The organism is Bacteroides sp. A1C1 (assembly GCF_004328515.1).
Lineage (GTDB): Bacteria > Bacteroidota > Bacteroidia > Bacteroidales > Bacteroidaceae > Bacteroides > Bacteroides uniformis.
Genome location: NZ_CP036491.1, coordinates 3,822,794 through 3,844,949, shown reverse-complemented (window position 1 = coordinate 3,844,949; position 22,156 = coordinate 3,822,794). Strand labels below are relative to the sequence as shown.

19 protein-coding genes and 3 tRNA genes are annotated in these 22,156 nt (G+C 48.6%); 9 read left to right on the top strand and 13 right to left on the bottom strand.

The annotated features are described in order from the left end of the window. The first annotated feature begins 60 nt into the window (after positions 1-60). The 5 genes from gmd (at position 61) to EYA81_RS15795 (ending at position 7,743) form a co-directional block, all read left to right on the top strand. Complete coding sequence (gmd, locus tag EYA81_RS15815) at positions 61-1,137, top strand: GDP-mannose 4,6-dehydratase (protein ID WP_131226046.1); 1,077 nt, start codon at positions 61-63, stop codon at positions 1,135-1,137. A gap of 26 nt (positions 1,138-1,163) precedes the next feature. Then, positions 1,164-2,240, top strand: coding sequence for a GDP-L-fucose synthase (locus EYA81_RS15810; RefSeq protein ID WP_131226044.1), 1,077 nt, complete (start codon positions 1,164-1,166; stop codon positions 2,238-2,240). Positions 2,241-2,260: 20 nt separating this feature from the next. After that, entirely contained in the window at positions 2,261-4,675 is a 2,415-nt protein-coding gene (locus EYA81_RS15805; protein WP_131226043.1) for a TonB-dependent receptor, read from the top strand. A 101-nt stretch (positions 4,676-4,776) separates the two neighbouring features. After that, positions 4,777-6,435: a long-chain fatty acid--CoA ligase gene (locus tag EYA81_RS15800; RefSeq protein WP_131226041.1), complete on the top strand. Its 1,659-nt coding sequence runs from the start codon at positions 4,777-4,779 to the stop codon at positions 6,433-6,435. A 21-nt stretch (positions 6,436-6,456) separates the two neighbouring features. Continuing rightward, the gene (locus EYA81_RS15795) at positions 6,457-7,743 is read left to right on the top strand and encodes an LA_2272 family surface repeat-containing protein (protein ID WP_131226039.1); all 1,287 of its coding nucleotides are present in this window, start codon (positions 6,457-6,459) and stop codon (positions 7,741-7,743) included. 1 nt (position 7,744) lies between these two features. Here EYA81_RS15795 and EYA81_RS15790 read toward each other — a convergent pair whose 3' ends face one another. The 9 genes from EYA81_RS15790 to EYA81_RS15755 form a co-directional block, all read right to left on the bottom strand. Further along, positions 7,745-9,733 carry a fructose-1,6-bisphosphatase gene (locus EYA81_RS15790; protein WP_005828043.1) on the bottom strand — a complete coding sequence of 663 codons (1,989 nt, stop codon included), beginning with the start codon at positions 9,731-9,733 and terminating at the stop codon, positions 7,745-7,747. A 55-nt stretch (positions 9,734-9,788) separates the two neighbouring features. Further along, positions 9,789-11,459 (bottom strand): putative transporter, encoded by a 1,671-nt coding sequence (locus EYA81_RS15785; RefSeq protein WP_117966592.1) that lies wholly within the window; start codon positions 11,457-11,459, stop codon positions 9,789-9,791. 93 nt (positions 11,460-11,552) lie between these two features. Then, on the bottom strand, positions 11,553-12,566 hold the full coding sequence (locus EYA81_RS15780) for an inorganic phosphate transporter (RefSeq protein WP_117601485.1): 1,014 nt from the start codon (positions 12,564-12,566) through the stop codon (positions 11,553-11,555). A gap of 12 nt (positions 12,567-12,578) precedes the next feature. After that, positions 12,579-13,226: a DUF47 domain-containing protein gene (locus tag EYA81_RS15775; RefSeq protein ID WP_119961682.1), complete on the bottom strand. Its 648-nt coding sequence runs from the start codon at positions 13,224-13,226 to the stop codon at positions 12,579-12,581. Between the two features lie 42 nt (positions 13,227-13,268). Further along, a complete protein-coding gene (locus tag EYA81_RS19820) occupies positions 13,269-13,397 on the bottom strand; it encodes a hypothetical protein (protein ID WP_255425209.1) in 129 nt (42 codons plus the stop codon). 135 nt (positions 13,398-13,532) lie between these two features. Further along, positions 13,533-13,946, bottom strand: coding sequence for a hypothetical protein (locus tag EYA81_RS15770; RefSeq protein ID WP_131226036.1), 414 nt, complete (start codon positions 13,944-13,946; stop codon positions 13,533-13,535). A 99-nt stretch (positions 13,947-14,045) separates the two neighbouring features. Continuing rightward, positions 14,046-14,117, bottom strand: a tRNA-Glu gene (locus tag EYA81_RS15765). Positions 14,118-14,132: 15 nt separating this feature from the next. Next, positions 14,133-14,205 (bottom strand) — tRNA-Lys (locus EYA81_RS15760). A gap of 3 nt (positions 14,206-14,208) precedes the next feature. Continuing rightward, a tRNA-Ser gene (locus EYA81_RS15755) sits at positions 14,209-14,298 on the bottom strand. Between the two features lie 227 nt (positions 14,299-14,525). Between EYA81_RS15755 and EYA81_RS15750 the strand changes: the two genes are divergently transcribed. From EYA81_RS15750 to EYA81_RS15735, 4 genes are all read left to right on the top strand, one after another. Then, positions 14,526-15,875, top strand: coding sequence for an MATE family efflux transporter (locus EYA81_RS15750; RefSeq protein ID WP_131226035.1), 1,350 nt, complete (start codon positions 14,526-14,528; stop codon positions 15,873-15,875). 87 nt (positions 15,876-15,962) lie between these two features. Beyond that, on the top strand, positions 15,963-16,547 hold the full coding sequence (locus EYA81_RS15745; RefSeq protein ID WP_117966598.1) for a Crp/Fnr family transcriptional regulator: 585 nt from the start codon (positions 15,963-15,965) through the stop codon (positions 16,545-16,547). A 144-nt stretch (positions 16,548-16,691) separates the two neighbouring features. Then, the gene (locus EYA81_RS15740; RefSeq protein WP_117601480.1) at positions 16,692-16,925 is read left to right on the top strand and encodes a phage integrase SAM-like domain-containing protein; all 234 of its coding nucleotides are present in this window, start codon (positions 16,692-16,694) and stop codon (positions 16,923-16,925) included. A gap of 22 nt (positions 16,926-16,947) precedes the next feature. Then, positions 16,948-17,370 (top strand): BT0820 family HAD-type phosphatase, encoded by a 423-nt coding sequence (locus tag EYA81_RS15735; protein WP_117601479.1) that lies wholly within the window; start codon positions 16,948-16,950, stop codon positions 17,368-17,370. Positions 17,371-17,557: 187 nt separating this feature from the next. Here the strand turns inward: EYA81_RS15735 and EYA81_RS15730 are convergent, their stop codons facing one another. The 4 genes from EYA81_RS15730 to EYA81_RS15715 all read right to left on the bottom strand — a co-directional run bounded on the left by EYA81_RS15730 (position 17,558) and on the right by EYA81_RS15715 (position 22,149). Continuing rightward, positions 17,558-18,319, bottom strand: coding sequence for a creatininase family protein (locus tag EYA81_RS15730; protein WP_131226033.1), 762 nt, complete (start codon positions 18,317-18,319; stop codon positions 17,558-17,560). A 62-nt stretch (positions 18,320-18,381) separates the two neighbouring features. After that, positions 18,382-19,260 (bottom strand): AraC family transcriptional regulator, encoded by an 879-nt coding sequence (locus tag EYA81_RS15725; protein WP_131226030.1) that lies wholly within the window; start codon positions 19,258-19,260, stop codon positions 18,382-18,384. Positions 19,261-19,334: 74 nt separating this feature from the next. Continuing rightward, a complete protein-coding gene (locus tag EYA81_RS15720; protein WP_057258986.1) occupies positions 19,335-21,659 on the bottom strand; it encodes a TonB-dependent receptor in 2,325 nt (774 codons plus the stop codon). 151 nt (positions 21,660-21,810) lie between these two features. Continuing rightward, positions 21,811-22,149, bottom strand: a complete 339-nt coding sequence (locus EYA81_RS15715) for a hypothetical protein (protein ID WP_034525598.1) — start codon at positions 22,147-22,149, stop codon at positions 21,811-21,813. Positions 22,150-22,156: the final 7 nt, after the last annotated feature.

Here is a 22,156-nt window from a genome sequence, read left to right as displayed (position 1 = left end):
TCTCGTGGAAAATAACGAATATTGCAGTCCGAAAAGACATAATAACAAAAAGCATACATTATGAAGAAAGCCCTTATCTCCGGCATTACCGGGCAGGACGGCTCGTTCCTTGCCGAATTCCTCCTGCAGAAAGGATATGAAGTGCACGGTATCCTGCGTCGCTCTTCCTCTTTCAACACCGGCCGCATCGAACACCTCTACTTCGATGAGTGGGTACGCGACATGAAACAGAAACGTACCATTAACCTGCACTATGGAGACATGACAGACTCCAGCTCTCTCATCCGTATCATCCAGAGTGTGCAGCCGGACGAAATATATAACCTTGCCGCCCAAAGCCATGTCAAAGTATCCTTCGACGTGCCCGAATATACCGCCGAAACCGATGCCGTAGGCACCCTGCGCATGCTCGAAGCCGTACGCATTCTCGGTATGGAAAAGAAGACACGCATTTACCAGGCCTCCACTTCCGAGCTCTTCGGAAAAGTGCAGGAAGTGCCGCAAAGCGAGACAACCCCGTTCTATCCCCGCAGCCCCTATGGCGTAGCCAAACAGTATGGCTTTTGGATTACAAAGAACTACCGCGAAAGCTATGGCATGTTTGCCGTAAACGGCATACTCTTCAACCACGAGAGCGAACGCCGAGGTGAAACCTTCGTGACAAGAAAAATCACACTGGCGGCCGCCCGCATCGCCCAAGGCTTCCAGGACAAGCTGTATCTGGGCAATCTGAATGCCCGGCGCGACTGGGGATATGCCAAAGACTACATCGAGTGCATGTGGCTCATTCTGCAGCACGACACCCCCGAAGACTTCGTCATTGCCACCGGAGAAATGCATACCGTACGCGAATTTGCGACACTGGCATTCCGGGAGGTAGGCATCACTCTGCGCTGGGAAGGCCAGGGAGTGGATGAGAAGGGTATCGACACACAGACCGGAAAAGTCCTCGTGGAAGTCGACCCCAAATATTTCCGGCCTGCCGAAGTGGAACAATTGCTGGGCGACCCCACCAAAGCAAAAACACTGCTGGGATGGAATCCGAGACAGACCAGTTTTGAAGAGTTGGTACGCATCATGGCAGAGCACGACATGAAATTTGTGAAGAAACTGTATTTAAGAAGCAAAGAGCTTTGAATGAACTATTAAACTTTCAGACAATAATGTTAGACAAAAATGCCAAAATATATGTAGCAGGCCACCGGGGACTGGTAGGTTCTGCCATCTGGAAAAATCTTCAGGAGAAAGGATACACCAATCTCATCGGCAAGACCCACAAAGAACTCGATCTGCTCGACGGAGTTGCTGTACGCCGCTTCTTCGATGAGGAGCAGCCTGAATATGTATTCCTTGCCGCCGCTTTTGTGGGTGGCATTATGGCCAACAGTATCTACCGTGCCGATTTCATCTACAAGAACCTGCAGATACAGCAGAACGTTATCGGCGAAAGCTTCCGCCACGGAGTGAAAAAGCTTCTCTTTCTTGGCAGTACCTGCATCTATCCCCGTGATGCCGAACAACCGATGAAAGAAGATGCACTCCTCACTTCTCCGCTGGAATACACTAACGAGCCCTATGCCATCGCCAAAATAGCCGGATTGAAAATGTGCGAAAGCTTCAATCTTCAATATGGTACGAACTACATTGCCGTGATGCCCACCAACCTTTACGGCCCCAACGACAACTTCGACCTGGAACGCAGCCACGTGCTCCCCGCCATGATACGCAAGATACACCTTGCCCACTGCCTGAAACAAGGCGACTGGAATGCCGTACGCCACGACATGAACCTGCGTCCGGTAGAAGGCATCAACGGCGACAGCAGCAAAGAGGACATTCTGAATATCCTCCGGAAATACGGCATCAGAGAAGAAGAAGTGAGATTATGGGGTACCGGCACCCCCTTGCGCGAATTCCTCTGGAGCGAGGAGATGGCAGATGCCAGCGTCTTCGTCATGGAACACGTCGACTTCAAAGATACCTTCAAGCCGGACGACAAGGAAATCCGCAACTGCCACATCAATATCGGTACGGGCAAGGAAATCACTATCCGCCAGTTGGCAGAACTGATTGTCAACACCGTAGGTTATCAAGGCCGGCTGACCTTCGACACTTCCAAACCCGACGGCACCATGCGCAAACTGACCGATCCCGGCAAGTTACATGCATTGGGATGGCATCATAAGATTGATATCGAGGAAGGTGTGCAACGCATGTACCGATGGTACTTGGGAAAGTAATTAGTGACGTCTGATTAGCCATGAATGTCATGCGGCACAAGGTGGGAGCTGTATTGTTTATATTGCTGATACTTTTATCAGGTATCAGCCCAACCGTACATGCCATGATGGTTCCCGTGACCTATTCCGTTCGCGGCAAAGTCATCGACAGACAGTCCAGACAACCCGTGGCCTACGCCAACGTTTTCGTTGCCGGTATCCCCGGGAAAGGGGCTTCCACCGATTCACTCGGCACATTCAAGATAGAGCAGGTGCCTCCAGGCATTTATAGCCTTGAGGCATCCTGCATAGGATACCAGACTGTTTCCACCCCCGAATATATCGTTTCAGCCTCAACTCCGTTCATTGAGATAGAGATGGAAGAGGATGCCAATCTGCTGAACACAGTAGTGGTGATGCCTTCCCCCTTCCGGCGAAGTATCGAAAGCCCGGTCAGCATGCGTATCATCGGCCTGCAGGAAATAGAGAAAAGTCCCGGAGCCAACCGGGATGTCTCGCGCATCGTACGCTCCTATCCCGGTGTCTCTTTCTCTCCCATCGGCTATCGAAACGACTTGATTGTTCGGGGCGGTTCTCCTTCCGAAAACCGCTTTTATATGGATGGCATCGAAATCCCCAACATCAACCACTTTGCCACTCAAGGTGCATCCGGAGGACCGGTAAGCATTGTCAATGCCGACCTGATACGCGAGATTGCATTTTATACGGGCGCCTTCCCCTCCAACCGCTCCGGAGCCTTGAGTTCCGTCCTCGACTTCCGCCTCAAGGACGGCAATCCGGACAAGCAGGCGTTCAAAGCCACCATCGGTGCATCAGAAGTCTCGCTCAGCGGAGCAGGACACCTGGGACAACGCACCACTTATCTGTTCTCTGCACGCCAGTCCTACCTGCAACTTTTGTTCAAGGCTTTGGGACTGCCCTTCCTGCCCAATTTCATTGACGGACAATTCAAAACAAAAACCCGTTTCAACAAGCACAGCGAGCTGACCCTGCTTGGTCTCGTAGGCATTGACAAGATGAAACTGAATACCGATGAAAAAGGAGAAGATGCCGAATATCTGCTCAGCTATCTCCCCACCATCCATCAGGAAACATTCACTCTCGGAGCCTCTTACAGACACTACAATGGAAGACACGTGCAATCCCTTATACTGAGCCATAACTACCTGAACAACCGCAATCTGAAATACCGCAACAACGATGACTCTTCCGAAGACAACCTGACCCTGCGCCTACGCTCCACAGAGCAAAAGACCACCCTGCGTTTTGAAAACCAGACGCGCTTGGGAGCATGGACCCTAAAAGAAGGAGCAGAACTGAACAACTCCATCTATACAAACCACAGCCGGCAAAGACTATACGGCAGTCATTCGGGTACGCTTTCCATCTACGAAACCTCACTCAACATCTTCGGCTGGGGTGCTTTCTTCTCTTCCGACTATACCACCGCCGACAAGCGTCTCGCCCTTTCCGCCGGTATCCGTATGGACGGCAACACTTACAACCGAAAGATGCGGCAGCTATGGAAACAGTTCTCCCCACGCCTCTCTGCATCCTACAAACTCTCGGAACAATGGACCCTGAGCGGAAGTACCGGCCTCTACCACCAATTGCCTCCCTACACCGCTTTGGGATATAAAGACAATGAAGAGCAATATCTCAACAAAGGCCTGAAGTACATGCAGGTCTTTGAAAGTAGCCTCGGTCTGGACTGGCACCTGCAAGACCGGTTCATGGTTTCTGCAGAAGGTTTCTTCAAGCGTTACAGCCGTATGCCACTTTCCCTTCAAGACAACATTCCGTTGGCATGCAAAGGAAACGATTACGGTGTCACCGGCAATGAAGCACTCGTCCCTACAGCCAGCGGCAGGGCCTACGGACTGGAAACCATGTTCCGCTGGCAGGCATCCGGCAAGTTCAATCTCGTATCCTCCTTCACCTTATACCGCAGCGAATACCGCAACCGTTCAAATGAAGACTTCATTCCATCTGCCTGGGACAACCGTTTCATACTCAACATGAGCGGTACATACAACCTGCCCCGGCGCTGGAGCATAGGAGGCAAGCTAAGCTATATAGGCGGCAGCCCCTACACTCCCTATGATGAAGACAAATCATCACTCGTAGAAGCATGGGATGCCAAAGGACAGCCCTACTACGACTATGCGTACTATAATACCGGGCGGCTGCCCAACTTTGCCCAGTTAGACTTGCGTGTGGACAAGTCCTTCTACTTCCATCACTGCATGATAGGAATCTACCTGGACATACAGAATATCACCGGCAACAAACTGAAACAGCCGGATGTGATAATGAGTACGGGCATCATCGAAAATCCGTCCGCTCCTGTTGCCGAACAGCGCTATAAAATGAAATACCTCAAGCAGGAAAGCGGCACTATCCTGCCTACTTTAGGTATAACTGTCGAGTTTTAGCAAATAGCCGCCATAAAAACTATTTTCCTTATAAAAGTTTGCTTTCTATATATAAACCCTTATATTTGCACAATTTTCAATCAAATGTGCAATTAAATATCATGGAACAAAGTTTTATCGCCTATATAGAGAATAGCATAAAGGAAAATTGGGATTTAGACGCTCTGACCGACTACAAGGGAGCAACCCTACAATATAAGGACGTAGCCCGCAAAATAGAAAAGTTGCATATCATTTTCGAGGCAAGCGGCATCAAGAAAGGCGATAAGATTGCCGTCTGTGGCCGCAACAGTTCCCACTGGGGCGTAACATTCCTCGCGACATTGACCTACGGTGCGGTAATCGTCCCCATCCTTCACGAGTTCAAGGCAGACAATGTACACAACATCGTGAACCATTCCGAAGCCAAACTGCTTTTCGTAGGCGACCAGGTTTGGGAAAATCTCAACGAAAGTGCCATGCCGCTGCTGGAGGGCATCATGATGATGGCAGACTTCTACATTCTTGTCTCCCGCAGCGAAAAGTTGGACTATGCCCGCGAACATCTCAACGAAATGTTCGGTAAGAAATACCCCAAGAACTTCCGCAAGGAACATGTCAGTTATCACAAAGACCAGCCCGACGAACTGGCGGTCATCAACTATACATCCGGCACCACCAGTTACTCCAAAGGAGTGATGCTGCCCTACCGCAGCCTTTGGTCAAACACCACTTTTGCTTTCGAAGTATTGCCGCTGAAAGCCGGTGACAAGATTGTCTCCATGCTGCCAATGGCACATATGTACGGACTTGCATTCGAGTTTCTGTATGAATTCGCCGTAGGTTGCCACATATTCTTCCTCACTCGCATGCCCAGCCCCAAAATCATTTTCCAGGCTTTCACCGAAGTGAAGCCTAACCTGATTGTGGCTGTTCCGCTCATTATCGAAAAGATTATAAAGAAGAGCGTACTGCCCAAGCTGGAAACTCCCGCCATGAAGCTGTTGCTGAAAGTACCCATCATTAACGACAAGATAAAAGCGACCGTACGCGACCAGATGATTCAAGCCTTTGGCGGAAACTTTACAGAAATCATTGTAGGAGGAGCTGCCTTCAACCAGGAAGTGGAGCAGTTCTTAAAGATGATAGATTTCCCCTATACGGTAGGCTATGGAATGACGGAATGCGGCCCCATCATCTGTTACGAGGATTGGACCCGCTTCAAACCCGGTTCTTGCGGAAAGGCCGCACCGCGTATGGAGGTGAAAATCCTATCATCCGATCCCGAAAACATTCCGGGAGAGATTGTCTGCCGTGGTCCCAATATCATGCTGGGTTACTACAAGAACGATGAAGCCACCGTGCAGGTACTCGACAAAGACGGCTGGCTGCACACCGGAGACCTTGCCCTGATGGATGCCGAAGGCAACGTTAGCATCAAGGGACGCAGCAAGAACATGCTACTCGGCCCGAGCGGTCAGAATATCTACCCGGAAGAGATAGAAGACAAACTGAACAATATGCCGTACGTAGCCGAAAGCATCATCGTGCAGCAGAACGAGAAACTGGTAGGTCTGGTTTATCCCGACTTCGATGATGCCTTTGCCCATGGGCTGAACAATGACGACATCGAACGCGTCATGGAGGAAAACCGTGTGGCACTGAATGCAGAACTGCCCGCATACAGCCAGATATTCAAAATGAAAATCTATCCTGAAGAATTTGAAAAAACGCCGAAGAAATCTATCAAGCGCTTCTTGTATCAGGAGGCCAAAGGATAAAGCCAATAGGGTTCAACCAATATGAAACAACTCCTTTTATTCTTCTTTACATCCCTGCTCATTGCAGGGACAACTCTTGCCCAAGAACATAATCCGGGCAGCGTACAGCCGGACACGATTCAGAAATCCTCCGAAAATACTTTCCGGAAACAACACTCTCCACGAACAGACCATGGCCCGGTAGGTATCAATATCTCCTTATGGAAAAACATCTCCACACAGCGGACTGACACCGTAGGAAGCACCTGCTTCAATCTGGGTGTGTTCTCCTCCATGAACCGTCTGAATGGTCTCGGCATGAATATTCTTGGCAGTGTAACCGGCAGGGATGTGAACGGTGTACAGATGGCAGGTCTGTCAAATATGGTGGGGGGAAGCATGCGAGGCGTGCAGATAGCAGGAATTACCAACATCAATGGTAACAACCTTATCGGAGTATCCGTTTCGGGACTGGTAGGTATCAACGGAAATCATGCGCAAGGCATCATTATTTCCGGTCTGGCAAACATCAGTGGAGACTATAATCGTGGCGCTTCCATAGGCGGCTTGTTGAATATCAGCGGAGAAGGTGCTTCCGGCATACACTTTGCCGGACTCGCCAATATTTCCGGTGGAAATTTCAAAGGTTTTTCAGGAGCCGGCCTGCTAAGCGTAATCGGTGAAGACTTGAATGGCATGCAGATGTCCGCCCTTGCCAACATCACTGCCGGAGATATGACCGGTGTTCAGGTTTCCGGCCTGGGCAATGTGGTGGGTGGTACAGCCCGAGGATTACAAATAGGTGCTGCCAATATGGCTATACGCGCCAAAGGGCTTCAAATAGGTCTATTCAACTACTACAAAGAAAAATTAGACGGTTTCCAGTTGGGATTAGTCAATGCCAATCCCCAAACAAAAGTTCAACTGATGTTTTTCGGTGGTAATGCCACCAAGCTGAATGTAGGTGCCCGTTTCAAGAACCGGTTCTTCTATACCATCCTCGGTGGCGGTACCCATTATCTGGATTTTGGCGATAAGTTTTCCGCTGCCCTCTTCTACCGTGCCGGTCTTGAATTACCACTCTACAAACAGCTGTTCATCAGCGGAGATCTGGGATACCAACATATAGAAACCTTCAAGAACAAGGACTACGGCATTCCGGCACGTCTCTATGCCCTCCAGGCACGTGTCAATCTGGAATACCACCTGACCGAGCGCTTTGGCATATTCCTCACCGGCGGTTATGGCGGCAGCCGCTACTACACCCAAGGGAAAACCTATGACAAAGGCATCATTGTAGAGGGCGGAGTGACGATACTGAAATTATAAATTATTGTTTCTCCTTAATCAGCCCCGTCCTATACGCCACCAGCAGTTTCATCAAATCCTGAATCTGCGTAACGAGTTCACTTCCTTTGTCCGTATCCTTCACCATCATACGCTGCGAATTGAATTCGACAACCAGGGTTGTAGACTTGATGTCTTGCCCTTCTTCAATGGCTTTCTGACGGCTCTGGAACGGCTCATGCTGTACCAGTTGCAAGCCATGGGAATGATATACCAGCGTATATCCCGCAATTCCCGTTTCCGGCTGATAGGCTTTTGAAAAACCACCGTCAATCACCAGCAGCTTACCATCCGCTTTGATGGGTTTCTCACCTTTAATGGTCTTTACCGGTACATGTCCGTTGATGATATGCGAATGTGGCCCCGGCTTCACGCCGAACTCTTCAAGAATGCGGTCACACACCTCAGCCTCGTTGCGCAAAGCATAATAATGCCCTTTCGTCTCCTTATGCAATGTTTTGTCGGCCACAAAATAGCGTTCAAAAGTAGCCATCTTGTCTTTATCGAAGGAAGGGGCATCCGGTCCGCACCACATGTACCAGACATAATCCAGTGCAAACTGTTTCTCGTCCGAACCGTCCTCGTCAAAGTAAGCGGTACGTATCAGCTGGTCGGTCTTTTTCAGCAACTTACGTCCCCAGTATTCCTTTTGGCCGATGCGGACATGTTTGAAACTGCCGTCCGCATTCAGAGGCACGGAAGCATGATAAAGCAGGTTACTGTTGCACACCAGATACATGCCGCCATACGTAAACAAACAGCGCATGTGCTTCTTCATCTTCTCGCTGTTCATGAAAGAAGAATGAATCCGATGCATCAATTCACGCTCTTCGTCCGACAGACGATACGGGTCCGCCGGGTCTACGGTGGGAAAATTCACATCGCGCAAAGGATATTCCTTACCTTCGTATACAAACACACCACGTTCGAAATCCACCAGATGCAGCAGTTTCCGGTTCTCCATACCGAACTCTGGACGACGGCTGATGATTTCCGCCTCCAGTTTCAACTGGATAACCGTAATCGCCTTGTGCATCTGTGTAATCAGCCGCAAGGTCTTCTCATTGTATTCCGCATCGGCAAAGTTCATTTTCGGCGCAAAGATAGTGCAAGGGTCATCCGCATAGGTATCCATGGCAAACGTCGCAAGCGGCAACAGATTGATGCCATAACCATCCTCCAGTGTTGCTAAATTGGCATAGCGCATCGACATACGGATTACGTTGGCTATACAAGCATCATTACCCGATGCGGCACCCATCCACAGAATATCGTGGTTACCCCATTGGATGTCGAAATTATGATAATCGCAGAGAGTATCCATGATAATATGCGCACCCGGTCCGCGGTCGTATATATCGCCCACGATATGCAGCGAGTCGATGGTCAGACGCTGGATAAGGTTGCACATCGCCACAATAAAGTCATCCGCACGCTTCGTAGAGATAATGGTACTGATTATGACATTGATATAGGCATGTTTGTTGGGTTCGATGCTCGATTCGTGCAACAGCTCTTGAATGATATACGAGAACTCTGCCGGAAGTGCCTTGCGTACTTTCGAACGGGTATATTTGGACGAAACGTTCTGGCATACTTTTACCAACTGGTTCAGTGTTATCAAATACCAGTCATCCAGGTCCGTTTCCTGCTCCTTGATAAGTTGCAGCTTCTCTTCCGGATAATAAATTAACGTACAGATTTCCTTCTTCTCACTTTCGCGCAGCGTATGCCCGAATATTTCGTTCACCTTACGTTTCACTGCCCCCGATGCATTCTTCAGCACATGCTGAAAAGCCTCATACTCGCCATGAATATCCGTCAGAAAATGCTCTGTACCTTTCGGCAGATTTAGAATAGCCTCCAGATTGATGATTTCCGTACTGGCATCAGCAATGGTAGGAAAACTGCGTGATAATAATTGCAAATAACGCAAGTCATTGACAATACTTTCCGGAGTTATATTTCCCATAGTTATTTAATTGAATAATTGATAGTTGATAATTAATAGTGCCCTCCATTCCCCATTATCCATTAATGAAGAACATGAGCAGCACTTGGGCTATGATTACCCGTAGAAACATACACAGCGGATAGACCGTAGCGTACGCTACAGACGGATTGTCTCCCGGGATGGTGTCGTTGGCGTAGTTCAGCGCCATGGGGTTTGCCATGCTTCCGCACAGCATACCTGCCATTGTTCCGAAATCTATCTTCAGCCACTTGAAGGTAACGATACCCATAATCAATACCGGAACCACAGTCAGCGCAAAACCTATGGCAATCCATAACAGTCCTTCCGGCCGGAATACCGTATCGAAGAAATGGGCACCCGCATCCAGTCCCAGGCAAGCCAGATAAAGAGACAACCCCAATGCGCGGAGCATCAGGTTCGCACTGCGCGTAGTATAAGTCACCATGTGCATCCTCGGACCGAATGTCCCGATAAGAATACCTACGATGATAGGACCTCCTGCCAATCCGAGCCGTACGGGAGCGCTGATGCCGGGAATGGAAATAGGAATCGCTCCCAAAGCCAGACCGATGACAATGCCGATAAATACCGCCACCAGGTTCGGTTCCTTCAGGCTTTTCACTGCATTGCCCAGCACCTTCTCCACATTTTGTATGGCAGCGGCTTCGCCCACTACGGTCAGGCGGTCACCCAATTGCAAGGTCAGTTCCGCTGTGGCCAACAACTGCACGCCACTGCGATAAACCCGGCTGATATTGATACCGTAATGATTACGCAGATGGAGAGAGCCCAGCTTCTTGCCGTTCAGCTCCGGACGTGTCACCACGATACGTTGCGAAATCAGCTGGCTGTCAATGGCATTCCAGTCTATATCTTCCTTGTTCCAGTCGGTATGCTCCTGCTCGCCGAAGAGCACGGTCAGTGCCGGTGTATTTTTCTCCGAGGTAATCACCAGCAGGCGGTCACCTTCCTTTATAATCTTTTCCGAAGTAGGAATACTCACATTCCCATCCCGCCACAAGCGGGAAATCACAAACTTCGGATAGCTGTTCAGCCCGCCTATTTCCTTGATACTCTTGTTGAAGATGGCAGGATTGTGCACCTGGAACGCAACAATATAAGGCTTGTTCACATCATCCTTCTCTTTCAATTCCAGGTCTTCCTTATGCGCCAGCGTCTTACGGATGAACAGTACGGCCAGAATGACCCCTACCACCCCCAGCGGATATGCCACCGCACACCCCAAAGCAGGTGTACTGGTCTCCAATCCCATCTGTTTCAATGTCTGCTGTGCCGCACCGAGTGCCGGTGTATTTGTCGTGGCACCGCAAAGTATGCCCACCATATCCGGCAGGGATACTCCCAATCCATAGCTGCCCACTACAGTCAGCAGGGTGCCGATGAGCACTACACCCGTGGCGAGCATATTCAGCTGTACCCCTCCTTTACGGAAAGAACTGAAAAAGCCCGGTCCCACCTGCAAGCCCAAAGCATACACAAATATCACCAGCCCGAAGCTTTCCGCATAATTCAGCATCTGCGGGTCTATGGACAACCCGAAATGCCCGGCAATGATGCCGGCAAAGAATACAAACGTCACTCCCAATGAAATGCCGCAAACATGTATCTTTCCCAATCCCAATCCGATAGCGGAAATCAACGAGAGTACCACAACCGCCTGCAAGGCGGAGTGTTCAACGAATAAACTATATAGCCAGTCCAATGTGCATTCTATTTTACAGTTTCAAGCTGCAAAGATAGTGCAAACCTAATGCAAAATAAAACGAACCCGTCTATTTTTTATGCGGCAGCACTTCTAAAAAAGAGATACGATACAATAAATCCCTGCTGCCAGCAAAGCACTGACGGGGATAGTCAGCACCCAGGCGGTCATCAGACTCTTCGTAACTCCCCAGCGTACGGCCGAAAGCCGCTTCGTGGCCCCTACCCCGATAATGGCTCCCGTAATGGTGTGTGTCGTACTCACCGGAATCTTCAGATACTCCGTCAGATAGAGTGTAAACGCACCGGCAGTTTCCGCAACCACCCCTTCCAGCGGCGTCACCTTCGTAATTTTGGTTCCCATGGTCTTCACAATCTTCCACCCACCGGACATGGTACCGAGTGAAATGGCCGTAAAACAAGAGAATGCCACCCAGTCCGGCAGGTCATCAATACTGTTTATCCCCATTCCCAATCCTTCCGAATGCCCGGCTATCATGGCCGCAGCAATGATACCCATCACCTTCTGTGAATCATTCAGACCGTGCCCGATGCTGAACAAAGCCGAAGACACCAGCTGCAGTTTCTTGAACCACAACTCGGCCGTATGAGGATGCGCCCTGCGGCAAATATACAAGACCAACAACGTAAAACCGAATGCCACCACCATACCAATCAAGGGAGCCAGAAAAATGAATGCCGCAATCTTCAGAATGATACTCAGCTGGATGGCCTCAAAACCGTGTGCCATGATGGCAGCTCCGGCAAAACCTCCGATAAGCGTGTGCGAAGAAGAGGAAGGAATCCCCTTCCACCAAGTAAACAGATTCCAGGCAATGGCTGCAATCACACCGGCCAGAATGATAGGCAAAGTAATGTAAGGCTCCATCACCGTTTTCGATACGGTGTTGGCAATGCCGAAACCGCCGATGACACACTTGGCGATAAAAAAGGCCACAAAATTGAAGAAAGCCGCCCATATCACCGCCTGAAACGGTGTAAGCACTTTGGTAGACACAATGGTGGCAATAGAATTGGCCGCATCATGAAAACCGTTGATATAATCGAATATCAGAGCCAGCACAATGATAATCACTAATAGTTCCATACATCCGTCCGTTTATGCGTATTTCACAATCAGGCTCCTCAAAATCTTGCCCACGTGTTCGGCTGCATCCGTCGTTTTCTCCAGCTCATACATAATCTCCTTGATTTTGATGAGTTCAATGCAGTCCTTCTCTTCTTCAAAAAGCCTGGTGATGAAGAATTCATAGACATCATCCGCCCGGTTTTCTATGTCATGCATTTGGTTGCAGTATGCGCGCAGCTTATCCGGACTCTTGCGGAATGCTTCCAGTTCATCCATGGCCTGGTCAATGAGGGCCGCTTCCTGTTGGACCATATGTCCCAGCTCTTTCCCCTTGTCCGAAATAGGATGCGGATTATAGATAGTGATACGCTTGGCACAGCTGTTTATTCCATCAATCACATCATCCATGCCCGAAGCCAGGTCGTGGATATCCTCCCGGTCAAAAGGAGTAATGAAAGTAGTGCCCAGTTCATCCAGAATCAGATTGGTCAGCTTATCGCCCTCGCGCTCCAAATCTTTGATTCGTTTATAATCTTCCGCCCTCTTCTCAGGCGAGTCATGGCCCAATATTTCTATCAACAGAGCCGACGAGGACAATAAAATCTCAGACAATTGCTTCAGCAAAGGAAAGAATTTCGGTTCTTTCGGTGTGAACCGGCTAAAAAAAGAATTCTTCATAACGGATAAAAATGTACTAAGTATATTAATTTATTTTTGTTTTCATTGTTTCAGTCTTGCACGCAGCACTTCTACCACGGCCGGCAGTATGGAAATCATAATAATGACCACAATCAGCAGAAACAATATGACATACGCCCACATATGATATTCCTGCACTATATCAATCATATACTGATCAATATGGAGAATAAAATCCAATAGAAATTCCATTATATATTGATTATCAGTACTTAAAAATAGAGAAAAACTCGGCATGGGGAGACGGGAAATCTCTCCGGCTCCCGAAAGAGAGGGGGAAAAGCACTAAATAAGAATACGCCTCAGCGTATATACATAATATCTATATGAAATCTTATGAGGATGGAAAGTAAAAGGGAAAGAAGTTGTCTTTTCTTCCGGAAGCAGAGTTTTCAGGGTTCTCGCGACCTTGACAGCAATGAAGTCAGGATTAAGCCTCAATAATTTCGAGCAAGAGACATGCCGCAATGAGAAGGTATTTCCTATGCAACCGGCATCTGCCAGGCAATTGTAATTCGCGTCCTCCCCTTTTCCCTGGCATTGTCTGCCATCTGCCCCCGACAAGTTGTACCGGGTTCCGGAGAAATAATGCACATCCGCGGTAGGGAGTGTCTTACATCCCTCCATATCATCAGAAACGGAAGTGAACTTCGATATGAGGAACAACCCTAACAAGATATAGAATATACATTTCGCCATAGCGGGTGCAAATATAGAAACTATTTTCGGATTACAACAGAAAAATAAAAAACAAAAAGCGGTCAACCGTTTCATCAGTCAACCGCTTTCTTGTTTTTGTAGTGGGTACGAGAATCGAACTCGTATACCATGCGTGAGAGGCATGTATCCTAACCGTTAGATGAACCCACCCTCGCATTTGTCTTGTACACCCTCAGGGATTCGAACCCTGGACCCACTGATTAAGAGTCAGTTGCTCTACCAACTGAGCTAAGAGTGCATCTGGCGGAAGCTGGGGGATTCGAACCCCCGGTACGGTTACCCGTACGTCAGTTTAGCAAACTGGTGGTTTCAGCCACTCACCCAAACTTCCTTTTTATAACCAGCATTCTTTTCAAATGCGGTGCAAATGTAGGGCAAACTTTTGGACTGTGCAAATCTTTCCTACATATTTTTTTCACCGTTTTCATGCAATTTGAGATAACACGTTAACACTCAAACCCTAAAACAAGAAAAAAAATTTGATACATATCAAACCGTCCTTTTCAACCTTTCCTTATCTTTGCGCGATTTTTAAAGTATAGTGCACATACACGGACAATGATACAACAAGAAAGCCTGAAAAAGCGGCTTGCCAAGCTGGCCGCCCCCATCTTTATAGAGACACTTCTCATCATGATGCTCGGTGCGGTGGACACCATCATGCTGAGCCGCCACTCGGACAACAGTGTTGCCGCCGTAGGGGTAGTCAACCAGATTATCATGCTCACTTTCCTCGTTTTCGAAGTCATCAATCTCGGAACGTCCGTTCTGTGTTCCCAGTATCTCGGTGCGAAACTACACAAGAAAGTAGTGCAAGTGGTCGGCGTATCCATCCTCGTCAACCTGGCGGTAGGTATCACGGTCAGCCTGGTACTGTTCTCCTGCGCCCGTCCCATCCTCCGGCTGATGGGCCTCACCGCCGAATTGATGCAGGACGGCACGGACTATATGCGTATCGTAGGCGCTTTCGCCTTCTTCCAGGCATTATCCCTCACTCTCTCCGCCTCCCTGCGCAGCGCCAACAAAGCCATCTACCCGATGATGGTCACCGTTGTGGTCAACATCCTCAACATCATCGGCAACTACTCCCTCATCTTCGGCCGCTTCGGCTTTCCGGAACTGGGCGTAGAAGGCGCTGCCATCTCTACAGCCTTCAGCCGGGGCGTCTCCATGATTATCCTGTTCGTCATACTGTTCCGCAAGCACATCCACCGTTTCCCAGTGGCATACTTCCGCCCTTTCCCATGGATAGAACTAAAGAATCTGATGAAGGTAGGCCTGCCCTCCGCCGGCGAACAATTGTCGTACAGCTCGTCGCAAGTCGTCATCACCTACTTCATCAACATGCTGGGAGTAGAAGCGCTCGCCACCCGTACCTATTGTGTCAACATCATCATGTTCGCTTATCTGTTCAGCATCTCCATGGCCCAGGGCGGCGCCATCTGTATCGGGCATCTGATAGGCGAGAAGAAACCTCACGCAGCCTTCCTTATGGGGAAATACGTCATGAAGAAATCCGTCATGATAACCGTCATGCTGTCCTGCATCCTCGCCCTTTCGGGACATGCCATCTTTGGCTGGCTCACTTCCAATCCCGACATCATACGCATGGGGGCCACCATCCTTATTATAGATATCCTCCTCGAAATTGGACGCCCCATCAACATTTTCGCCACCAACGCCCTTCGTGCGGCAGGCGACGTCAACTATCCTTTCTATGTAGGCCTGGTAGTGCAGTGGAGCGTGGCTGTAGGAGCGGGCTACCTTTTCGGAATCCCCCTCGGATGGGGCATCTGCGGCATGTGGGTAGCCTTCCTATTGGACGAGAATATCCGTGGATTCATTTTCGTCCGCCGTTGGTATGGCATGAAATGGGTAAACAAAAGCTTCATCCGAAATTGTTTTTAATTCCAAAAGTCCTATCTTTGCTCCCCGAAAGCAGAAGCGGACCGAACTTTACCGGTCTTGCTTACCGAACAAATAAATCATGGTCTTATGGATGCATTATTGAAAGAAACCGTAGACGCCACTGTCAATTCCCGTTATCCGAGTATGGCTCCCGAAGGAAGAAAGCTGATAGAGAAAATCCTCATCCGCAAGGAAGTCGAGAAAGGCGCATTGTTACTCAATGAAGGGCAGGTAAGCCATAATATCGTACTTGTAGGAAAAGGTATGCTGCGCCAATTCTATTATAAGAATGGCAAAGACGTCACCGAGCACTTTTCCTATGAAGGCTGCATCATCATCTGCATCGAAAGTACTCTGAAGCAGGAACCCACCCATCTCATGATTGAGGCGCTTGAGCCGAGCGTCGTATATCTGTTGCCGTACAACAAGCTGTTGACGCTCACCGAAATTTCATGGGAAATAAATATGTTCTACCGAAAGATTCTGGAATATTCCCTGATTGTCTCACAAATAAAGGCTGATTCCTGGCGATTTGAGACTGCACGCGAACGCTACACCCAACTCATGGAACAACAGCCCGAGGTCATCAAGCGGGCTCCTTTGTCGCATATTGCGTCCTATCTGCTGATGACCCCCGAAACACTGAGCCGGGTACGTTCGGGCATACTGTAACCCTCCTCCTGTCTGCCCGAAGGCCACATATCTGAGTTTTATACGAAAACCCCTCTTTTCTTCCTGAAGAAAAGTTCCACCGGGACGAAATCTTTTCAGTCCCGGAAGCGTTTATATGCAATTCTAAAACTTAAAATTCAGATTATGACTTCTATATATACATTTACAAGTTCACTGATACGAAGCATAAGGCAAACCGGACGCTATAGCACCTCCGGCATATACACCAGTACACTGAACAGTTTTCTCCGCTTCACCGGCAACCGTTCCATCACCTTTGAAGAGCTTACCCCCAACCTCATCAAGCAATACGAAGACCGGTTGCTCGGCGAAGGGCGGCGCCACAGGCGGTCAAGGATAATTTTCTCCACAGTCTGAAACCAATAAAAGCTATTCATTTATGACCATAGCCGTTGATTTTGACGGTACCATTGTAGAACACCGCTACCCCCGGATAGGAGAAGAAATTCCCTTTGCCACCGCTACGCTGAAGATGCTGATAAACGAGCGTCACCGGCTGATTTTATGGTCGGTACGTGAAGGGAAGCTCCTGGAGGAAGCTGTGGAATGGTGCAGGGAACGGGGTGTGGAATTCTATGCCGTCAACCGGGACTATCCGGAAGAAGACATCGCACACACCGGTTTTTCACGCAAAGTAAAAGCCGATCTCTTTATCGATGACCGCAACCTGGGCGGACTGCCTGACTGGGGAAGCATTTACCGCATGATACATGACCGACTGACCTACGAAGAACTGTTTCGCGAAAACAGTGAACCGGTCCGGCAGAAAAAGAAAGGCTTTTGGGCACGTTTGAAAAAATAATATCCAAAGGAGATTTTTGACTTATGTCAATTCATAACCCGTAAAAACCTTCTAATTTTGTACTCGAAATAGAGAAAGATTAGTTTTTGTAAGAGTAAAGAGATTAGTTTTTAGGGTGCACTTAAAAAATAGGCAATATCCACAACGGTTATTGCCTATTTTTATATATAGCCGGAAGCCAAGTATATCAATACAAACTTCCCTGACCGACTTCCTTAAAGAGCTTCGCCAACTTCTCCACCACCGGCTTCATATAACGTTCTCCTTTCTCGGCAGAAGCTTTTTTGGGGTTCCCTACCCCGCTGTCGACTGTAGCCTTATCCCAATGGCGGGGAGCCCAGCCAACCTTTTCATTCAAGGAAGGAATGGCAAACGGGTGGGATTCTCCGTCACCGGCCTCAGCCAGATTCACCAGCTCGGGATGGTAATGCATCATGACGGAAGTCTCAGACTCGCCGGCATGGTCGTCGACAGCAGCCTCAAAGTAGTCTTTGGGAGAGACGATGCTGAACCAGTCGGCAGCGATAATCAGAAAATCGGGATATACAAACACCAGGTCACGAATCATTCCCTTGAAGTTGTTGCCGCCATGACCGCTGAGAATAATCAGCTTGCGCATGCCTTGTGCATAGAGGGAGGCAACTATGTCTTCCAAAATGGCCTGCTGGGTGGAGTAGCGCGTATGAATGCAGAACGGAAGTTCGCGCTGCCCCGGATTGTGTGCACCGAAAGGTACGGGAGGCATCACCATGCAGCGTACACCGGAATTCTGCAAAGCCAGCGCAGCCGCGTCTACAGCAATGTCATGCGGCAAAATACAATCAGTGAGATAAGGCAGATGCAGATTATGGGGCTCCGTAGCTCCCCACGGCAAGATGACAACGTCATACTTCACTCCTTTCACCTTTCCATAGCAGGAAACAGTAAGGTCAATTTCTCTTTTTTCCATGATAGTTTATTTTGGGGGTAAATCTTTACCGCAAAAATAAACATTATTCCGTCACATTGAACCTATTGCCGGCGATATTCTTTAGGTGACATGCCAGTGTGATGCTTGAAATACTTACCAAAGAAGGACTGGTTGGCAAAATGCAGCTCGTCCGCAATTTCCTGAATGCTCATTTCGGAAGACTTCAACAAGGCTTTGGCTTCCAAAACTACGAGACTGTCAATCCATTCGCCTGCCGTCTTTCCGCTGATTTCTTTCACTACGGTGGAGAGGTGCTTGGCGGTGAGAAACATCTTATCGGCATAATAGGACACACTTCGCTCTTCTTTATAGGACTCTGAAACGGCACGGATAAAGCGCTCGAACAAGTCTTCCTTCCTGCTTTTGGGAATGCGTTCCTGAACGACATGTCCTTGATAAATGTTATATATCTCATAAAAAAGGGCCAACAGCAGCCCCTGAGTGATTTCCTTACGAAAAGGGTTGTCTTTCAGCTTCACCTTGCTCCAAAGAAAAGAGTGATACTCCTGAAATGATTGGGATTCCTCCGGAGTGATGTGGACAAAAGGCCGTTCCTTAATCATAAAGAACATAGGGAAAAGCTGCTGCATGGTAGGTATCACCATATCCATAAAGTCCTTTGAAACAGCAATGAAAAGTCCGGAAAAATCTTCGGAGCGTTCCCGTTGCAGAACAATCTGGTCGGGAAGAATAATGCCCAACATACCTTCCCGCATTTCACATTGCTGCAGGTTGAGTTCCAGTTTGCACCACCCTTTCAAACAGACAGTCAGGCAAGCAGCATTCAAACGGGTGGGATAAGAGCTCAAAGGCATATCCTTGATGTTATTAAAAATAGCAAAATCATTGCCGATGAAATCAATCATCGGCAAATGATGTATCTGGGAAATGTCTACATTCCGTATTCTCTTAGTATCCATGGTTTTTGTGCTTTGGCGACAAATGTAGGACTATTTTGCGGAATTTAGCTCTAAAAATTCTTAAATGGAAACTTTTAGTTCATTATCTTGAAACCGATAAAAAAGGTTCTCGGCTGCGTCGGTCCGTAGAAATAACCCGCATCGCGGAATTCCCCTTTATCCAGGTCTTTCTGGAAACTGTTAAAGATATTCTGTACACCCGTATTCAACTGAAGCTTGATATGGTCGTGAAGCACAAACGTATAGTTCAACTTCACATTCAGATCCAGAAATTGGGGAGTATGCTCCATGCGGTCTGAAGTGATATTACAGAAGGCACCCTCGGGAGCATCTTCCGGTGCGTAGTGCGGAACAATCATCTTTCCCGTATAAGTGCCGGAAAGAGAGAAATCAAAATTCTTTACCGGTGCGGAAGAGAAAGTGAAGTACCCGTAATAATCCGGTGTACGGGGCATGCGCTTAGTGGTAAGGTCTTTTCCGTCCACCTTTGTCCAAGCTTCCTCATGGGTATAGCGGCTGCGCTGTGCCGTAAATCCGAGTTGGAACTGCGCCTCCTTACCATGGGCAATCCTCGCATCCAGATTGGCACCATATACACGTGCACCGTTTCCGTTGCGGCGCTCCTTAATAACATCCCCTACTTCGTTCTTGCCGATATCTTCGAGCACAAAGACATGGCGCAGGTCTGTATAGAAACCTTCCACCAGAATGTTTGCCTGCCAGTGCCCCAAATGGGCAGTCCAGTCTACCGAACCGCTGTAACTGTTGGAACGCTCTTCACGCAGATTGTCGGACAGTTTGATTTGGACACCCTTACCGCCTACTGCCGTTACGTGCAAGTCCTCATCGTATGCCTGCGGAGCACGGAAACCGGTAGAATAAGTCAAGCGTGCCTGAAAATCATCTGTCGGCTTGTAGAGCAGGTTGACGCGAGGACTGAAAATAAGCTTGTCAATCAGGTTGTGCTTGTCCAGACGGGCGCCGACCAACATGGTCAGTACATTCATTTTCCACTCATTCTGCACGAAAGCACTGGCAATGCGGACATCCTGCTCCATGTCACGATGATAGCCGGTCATAATGTCATGCAGGGAGTTGTTCTGATATTCCAGTCCGCCGGTGAAGGTAGCGGGAGCAAAGAAACAGTTGTCCATATTGCCTACATACATGCCACCGGCAACCCAAGTCAAGTCTTTCGTCTTGCCGTAGGCATTCATGTCCTTTTGGGCACCATAGTAACTGTTGCGATCGGTGTGCTGGATGGAGGTGTAAGCTGAAATCTTATGCTTGTACTCTTTCCAGAATAAATCGTAGCTCACGCCTCCGCTATTGATGATATGCTTGGTCTGCTCGGTAATGTCCGTCTCATGCGGCTGCAAATCAAATTTATTACCTCCGCGACGAAGTTCGTTAGTAGTATGGTATTCCAGATTGATGCGGCTGAAATGCGTAGGACGGTAATAGGCACGGAAACCGAAGGTATTCATGTTCAGCTTGCCCAGCTCGGAAAAGCCATCGCCATCGCGGTCGTAGGGGTTACGGTTGCGGTAACTCTCATAAAGGGCAATGCCGTAGGAGTTATCTTTGGCAACCAGCGATACATTGCCACCCATATATTGCTCCCAGGACTTGCCGTCCATATTGGAGAACATACTCGATACCTGGAAGGAATTGTTGATGGGATCTTTGGTTATGATGTTGATGGTGCCTCCCACAGCATTAGCTCCAAACAAGGCAGAGCCTCCGCCACGCACCACTTCTACCCGTTCAATCATGTTCACGGGGATTTGCTCCAATCCGTACACACCGCTCAATGCACTGATGATGGGACGGCTGTTTATCAATATCTGCGAATACGGACCTTCCAAGCCATTGATGCGCACCTGGGGGAAACCACAGTTCTGGCAGTTGTTCTCCACACGCAAGCCCGACTGGTAGTTCAGTGTCTTGGCAAGGTCGGTGGAGTTGACCATCTCGAACAATTTGGTACTCATCACATTCACGACTACCGGAGCTGCCTTGCGGCTTACCTCGTTGCGGTTGGCAGATACCACCACTTCATCGGTCATAAAACTCTCCTCTTCCATCGGGAAATGTATGACGGCAGTAAAGTCCTTGCTCACCGTCACTTCCTTCTCTTGGGTCTTATAGCCCACGGCAGACACACGGAGCTTGTATTTTCCCGCCGGAAGCTTGCGGAACTCAAATTGTCCTTCTTCATTGGAAACCGTTCCCTGACCGCTGCCGATAATCAAAACCGTGGCATACGGTATATTTTCCTCCGTACCTTTCACTATCACATGGCCGGAAATCATATTGCCTTCCTTTATAGGATTTACGGCAAAAGCTACGCTGGCACTTACCACTGCAAGTACCAACGCCAAAATGTATTGTTTCATCAAATTAGCGCTCTAAATAAAAAAATAATTCAAGTCTGAAAAAAGATAATAATCCGACATACCGCACTTCTTTCACTGAAATACCGGACATTCGAGACTAAAACACCTGGTATCTACATGCAAAAAATCCAGGCGTTTTTAAACCTAATGACTATGAAAAAAGAGCGGGAGGAGCGCGAAGGGAAAGAGTACGTATAACTTCCCCCTTTACAGTAGGCGTTGCCGGTTTGGCTCTGAGCATGGACAGCAAAGGACGCATCGGGTGCTGAACCTCATACACATCCACCCCGGAAGAGTGGAATACCGACAGATGCCCGATAACCAGAAGGGAAGTCTGAGAGTGAGAGTGTGTGCCATGAAAAGGGTGCGAGTGCGTTATCATCACCCCATTCACATAATGGACGTGAGTGAACGCAGTGATACTTGCCTGGTACATGATAAACAGTACCAGCAAGCTCAATGCACCTATAATTTTTTTCTTCTGCTTCACGTCCAAA

Excerpts from the sequence above, each read along its gene's own strand:
- gmd (WP_131226046.1), top strand. The coding sequence starts at position 61 with ATGAAGAAAGCCCTTATCTCCGGCATTACCGGGCAGGACGGCTCGTTC.
- EYA81_RS15770 (WP_131226036.1), bottom strand. The coding sequence starts at position 13,946 with ATGGCGAAATGTATATTCTATATCTTGTTAGGGTTGTTCCTCATATCG.
- EYA81_RS15725 (WP_131226030.1), bottom strand. The coding sequence starts at position 19,260 with ATGGATACTAAGAGAATACGGAATGTAGACATTTCCCAGATACATCAT.
- EYA81_RS15775 (WP_119961682.1), bottom strand. The coding sequence starts at position 13,226 with ATGAAGAATTCTTTTTTTAGCCGGTTCACACCGAAAGAACCGAAATTC.
- EYA81_RS15780 (WP_117601485.1), bottom strand. The coding sequence starts at position 12,566 with ATGGAACTATTAGTGATTATCATTGTGCTGGCTCTGATATTCGATTAT.
- EYA81_RS15800 (WP_131226041.1), top strand. The coding sequence starts at position 4,777 with ATGGAACAAAGTTTTATCGCCTATATAGAGAATAGCATAAAGGAAAAT.
- EYA81_RS15810 (WP_131226044.1), top strand. The coding sequence starts at position 1,164 with ATGTTAGACAAAAATGCCAAAATATATGTAGCAGGCCACCGGGGACTG.
- EYA81_RS15740 (WP_117601480.1), top strand. The coding sequence starts at position 16,692 with ATGACTTCTATATATACATTTACAAGTTCACTGATACGAAGCATAAGG.
- EYA81_RS19820 (WP_255425209.1), bottom strand. The coding sequence starts at position 13,397 with ATGATTGATATAGTGCAGGAATATCATATGTGGGCGTATGTCATATTG.
- EYA81_RS15805 (WP_131226043.1), top strand. The coding sequence starts at position 2,261 with ATGAATGTCATGCGGCACAAGGTGGGAGCTGTATTGTTTATATTGCTG.
- EYA81_RS15795 (WP_131226039.1), top strand. The coding sequence starts at position 6,457 with ATGAAACAACTCCTTTTATTCTTCTTTACATCCCTGCTCATTGCAGGG.
- EYA81_RS15735 (WP_117601479.1), top strand. The coding sequence starts at position 16,948 with ATGACCATAGCCGTTGATTTTGACGGTACCATTGTAGAACACCGCTAC.
- EYA81_RS15730 (WP_131226033.1), bottom strand. The coding sequence starts at position 18,319 with ATGGAAAAAAGAGAAATTGACCTTACTGTTTCCTGCTATGGAAAGGTG.
- EYA81_RS15745 (WP_117966598.1), top strand. The coding sequence starts at position 15,963 with ATGGATGCATTATTGAAAGAAACCGTAGACGCCACTGTCAATTCCCGT.
- EYA81_RS15750 (WP_131226035.1), top strand. The coding sequence starts at position 14,526 with ATGATACAACAAGAAAGCCTGAAAAAGCGGCTTGCCAAGCTGGCCGCC.
- EYA81_RS15790 (WP_005828043.1), bottom strand. The coding sequence starts at position 9,733 with ATGGGAAATATAACTCCGGAAAGTATTGTCAATGACTTGCGTTATTTG.
- EYA81_RS15720 (WP_057258986.1), bottom strand. The coding sequence starts at position 21,659 with ATGAAACAATACATTTTGGCGTTGGTACTTGCAGTGGTAAGTGCCAGC.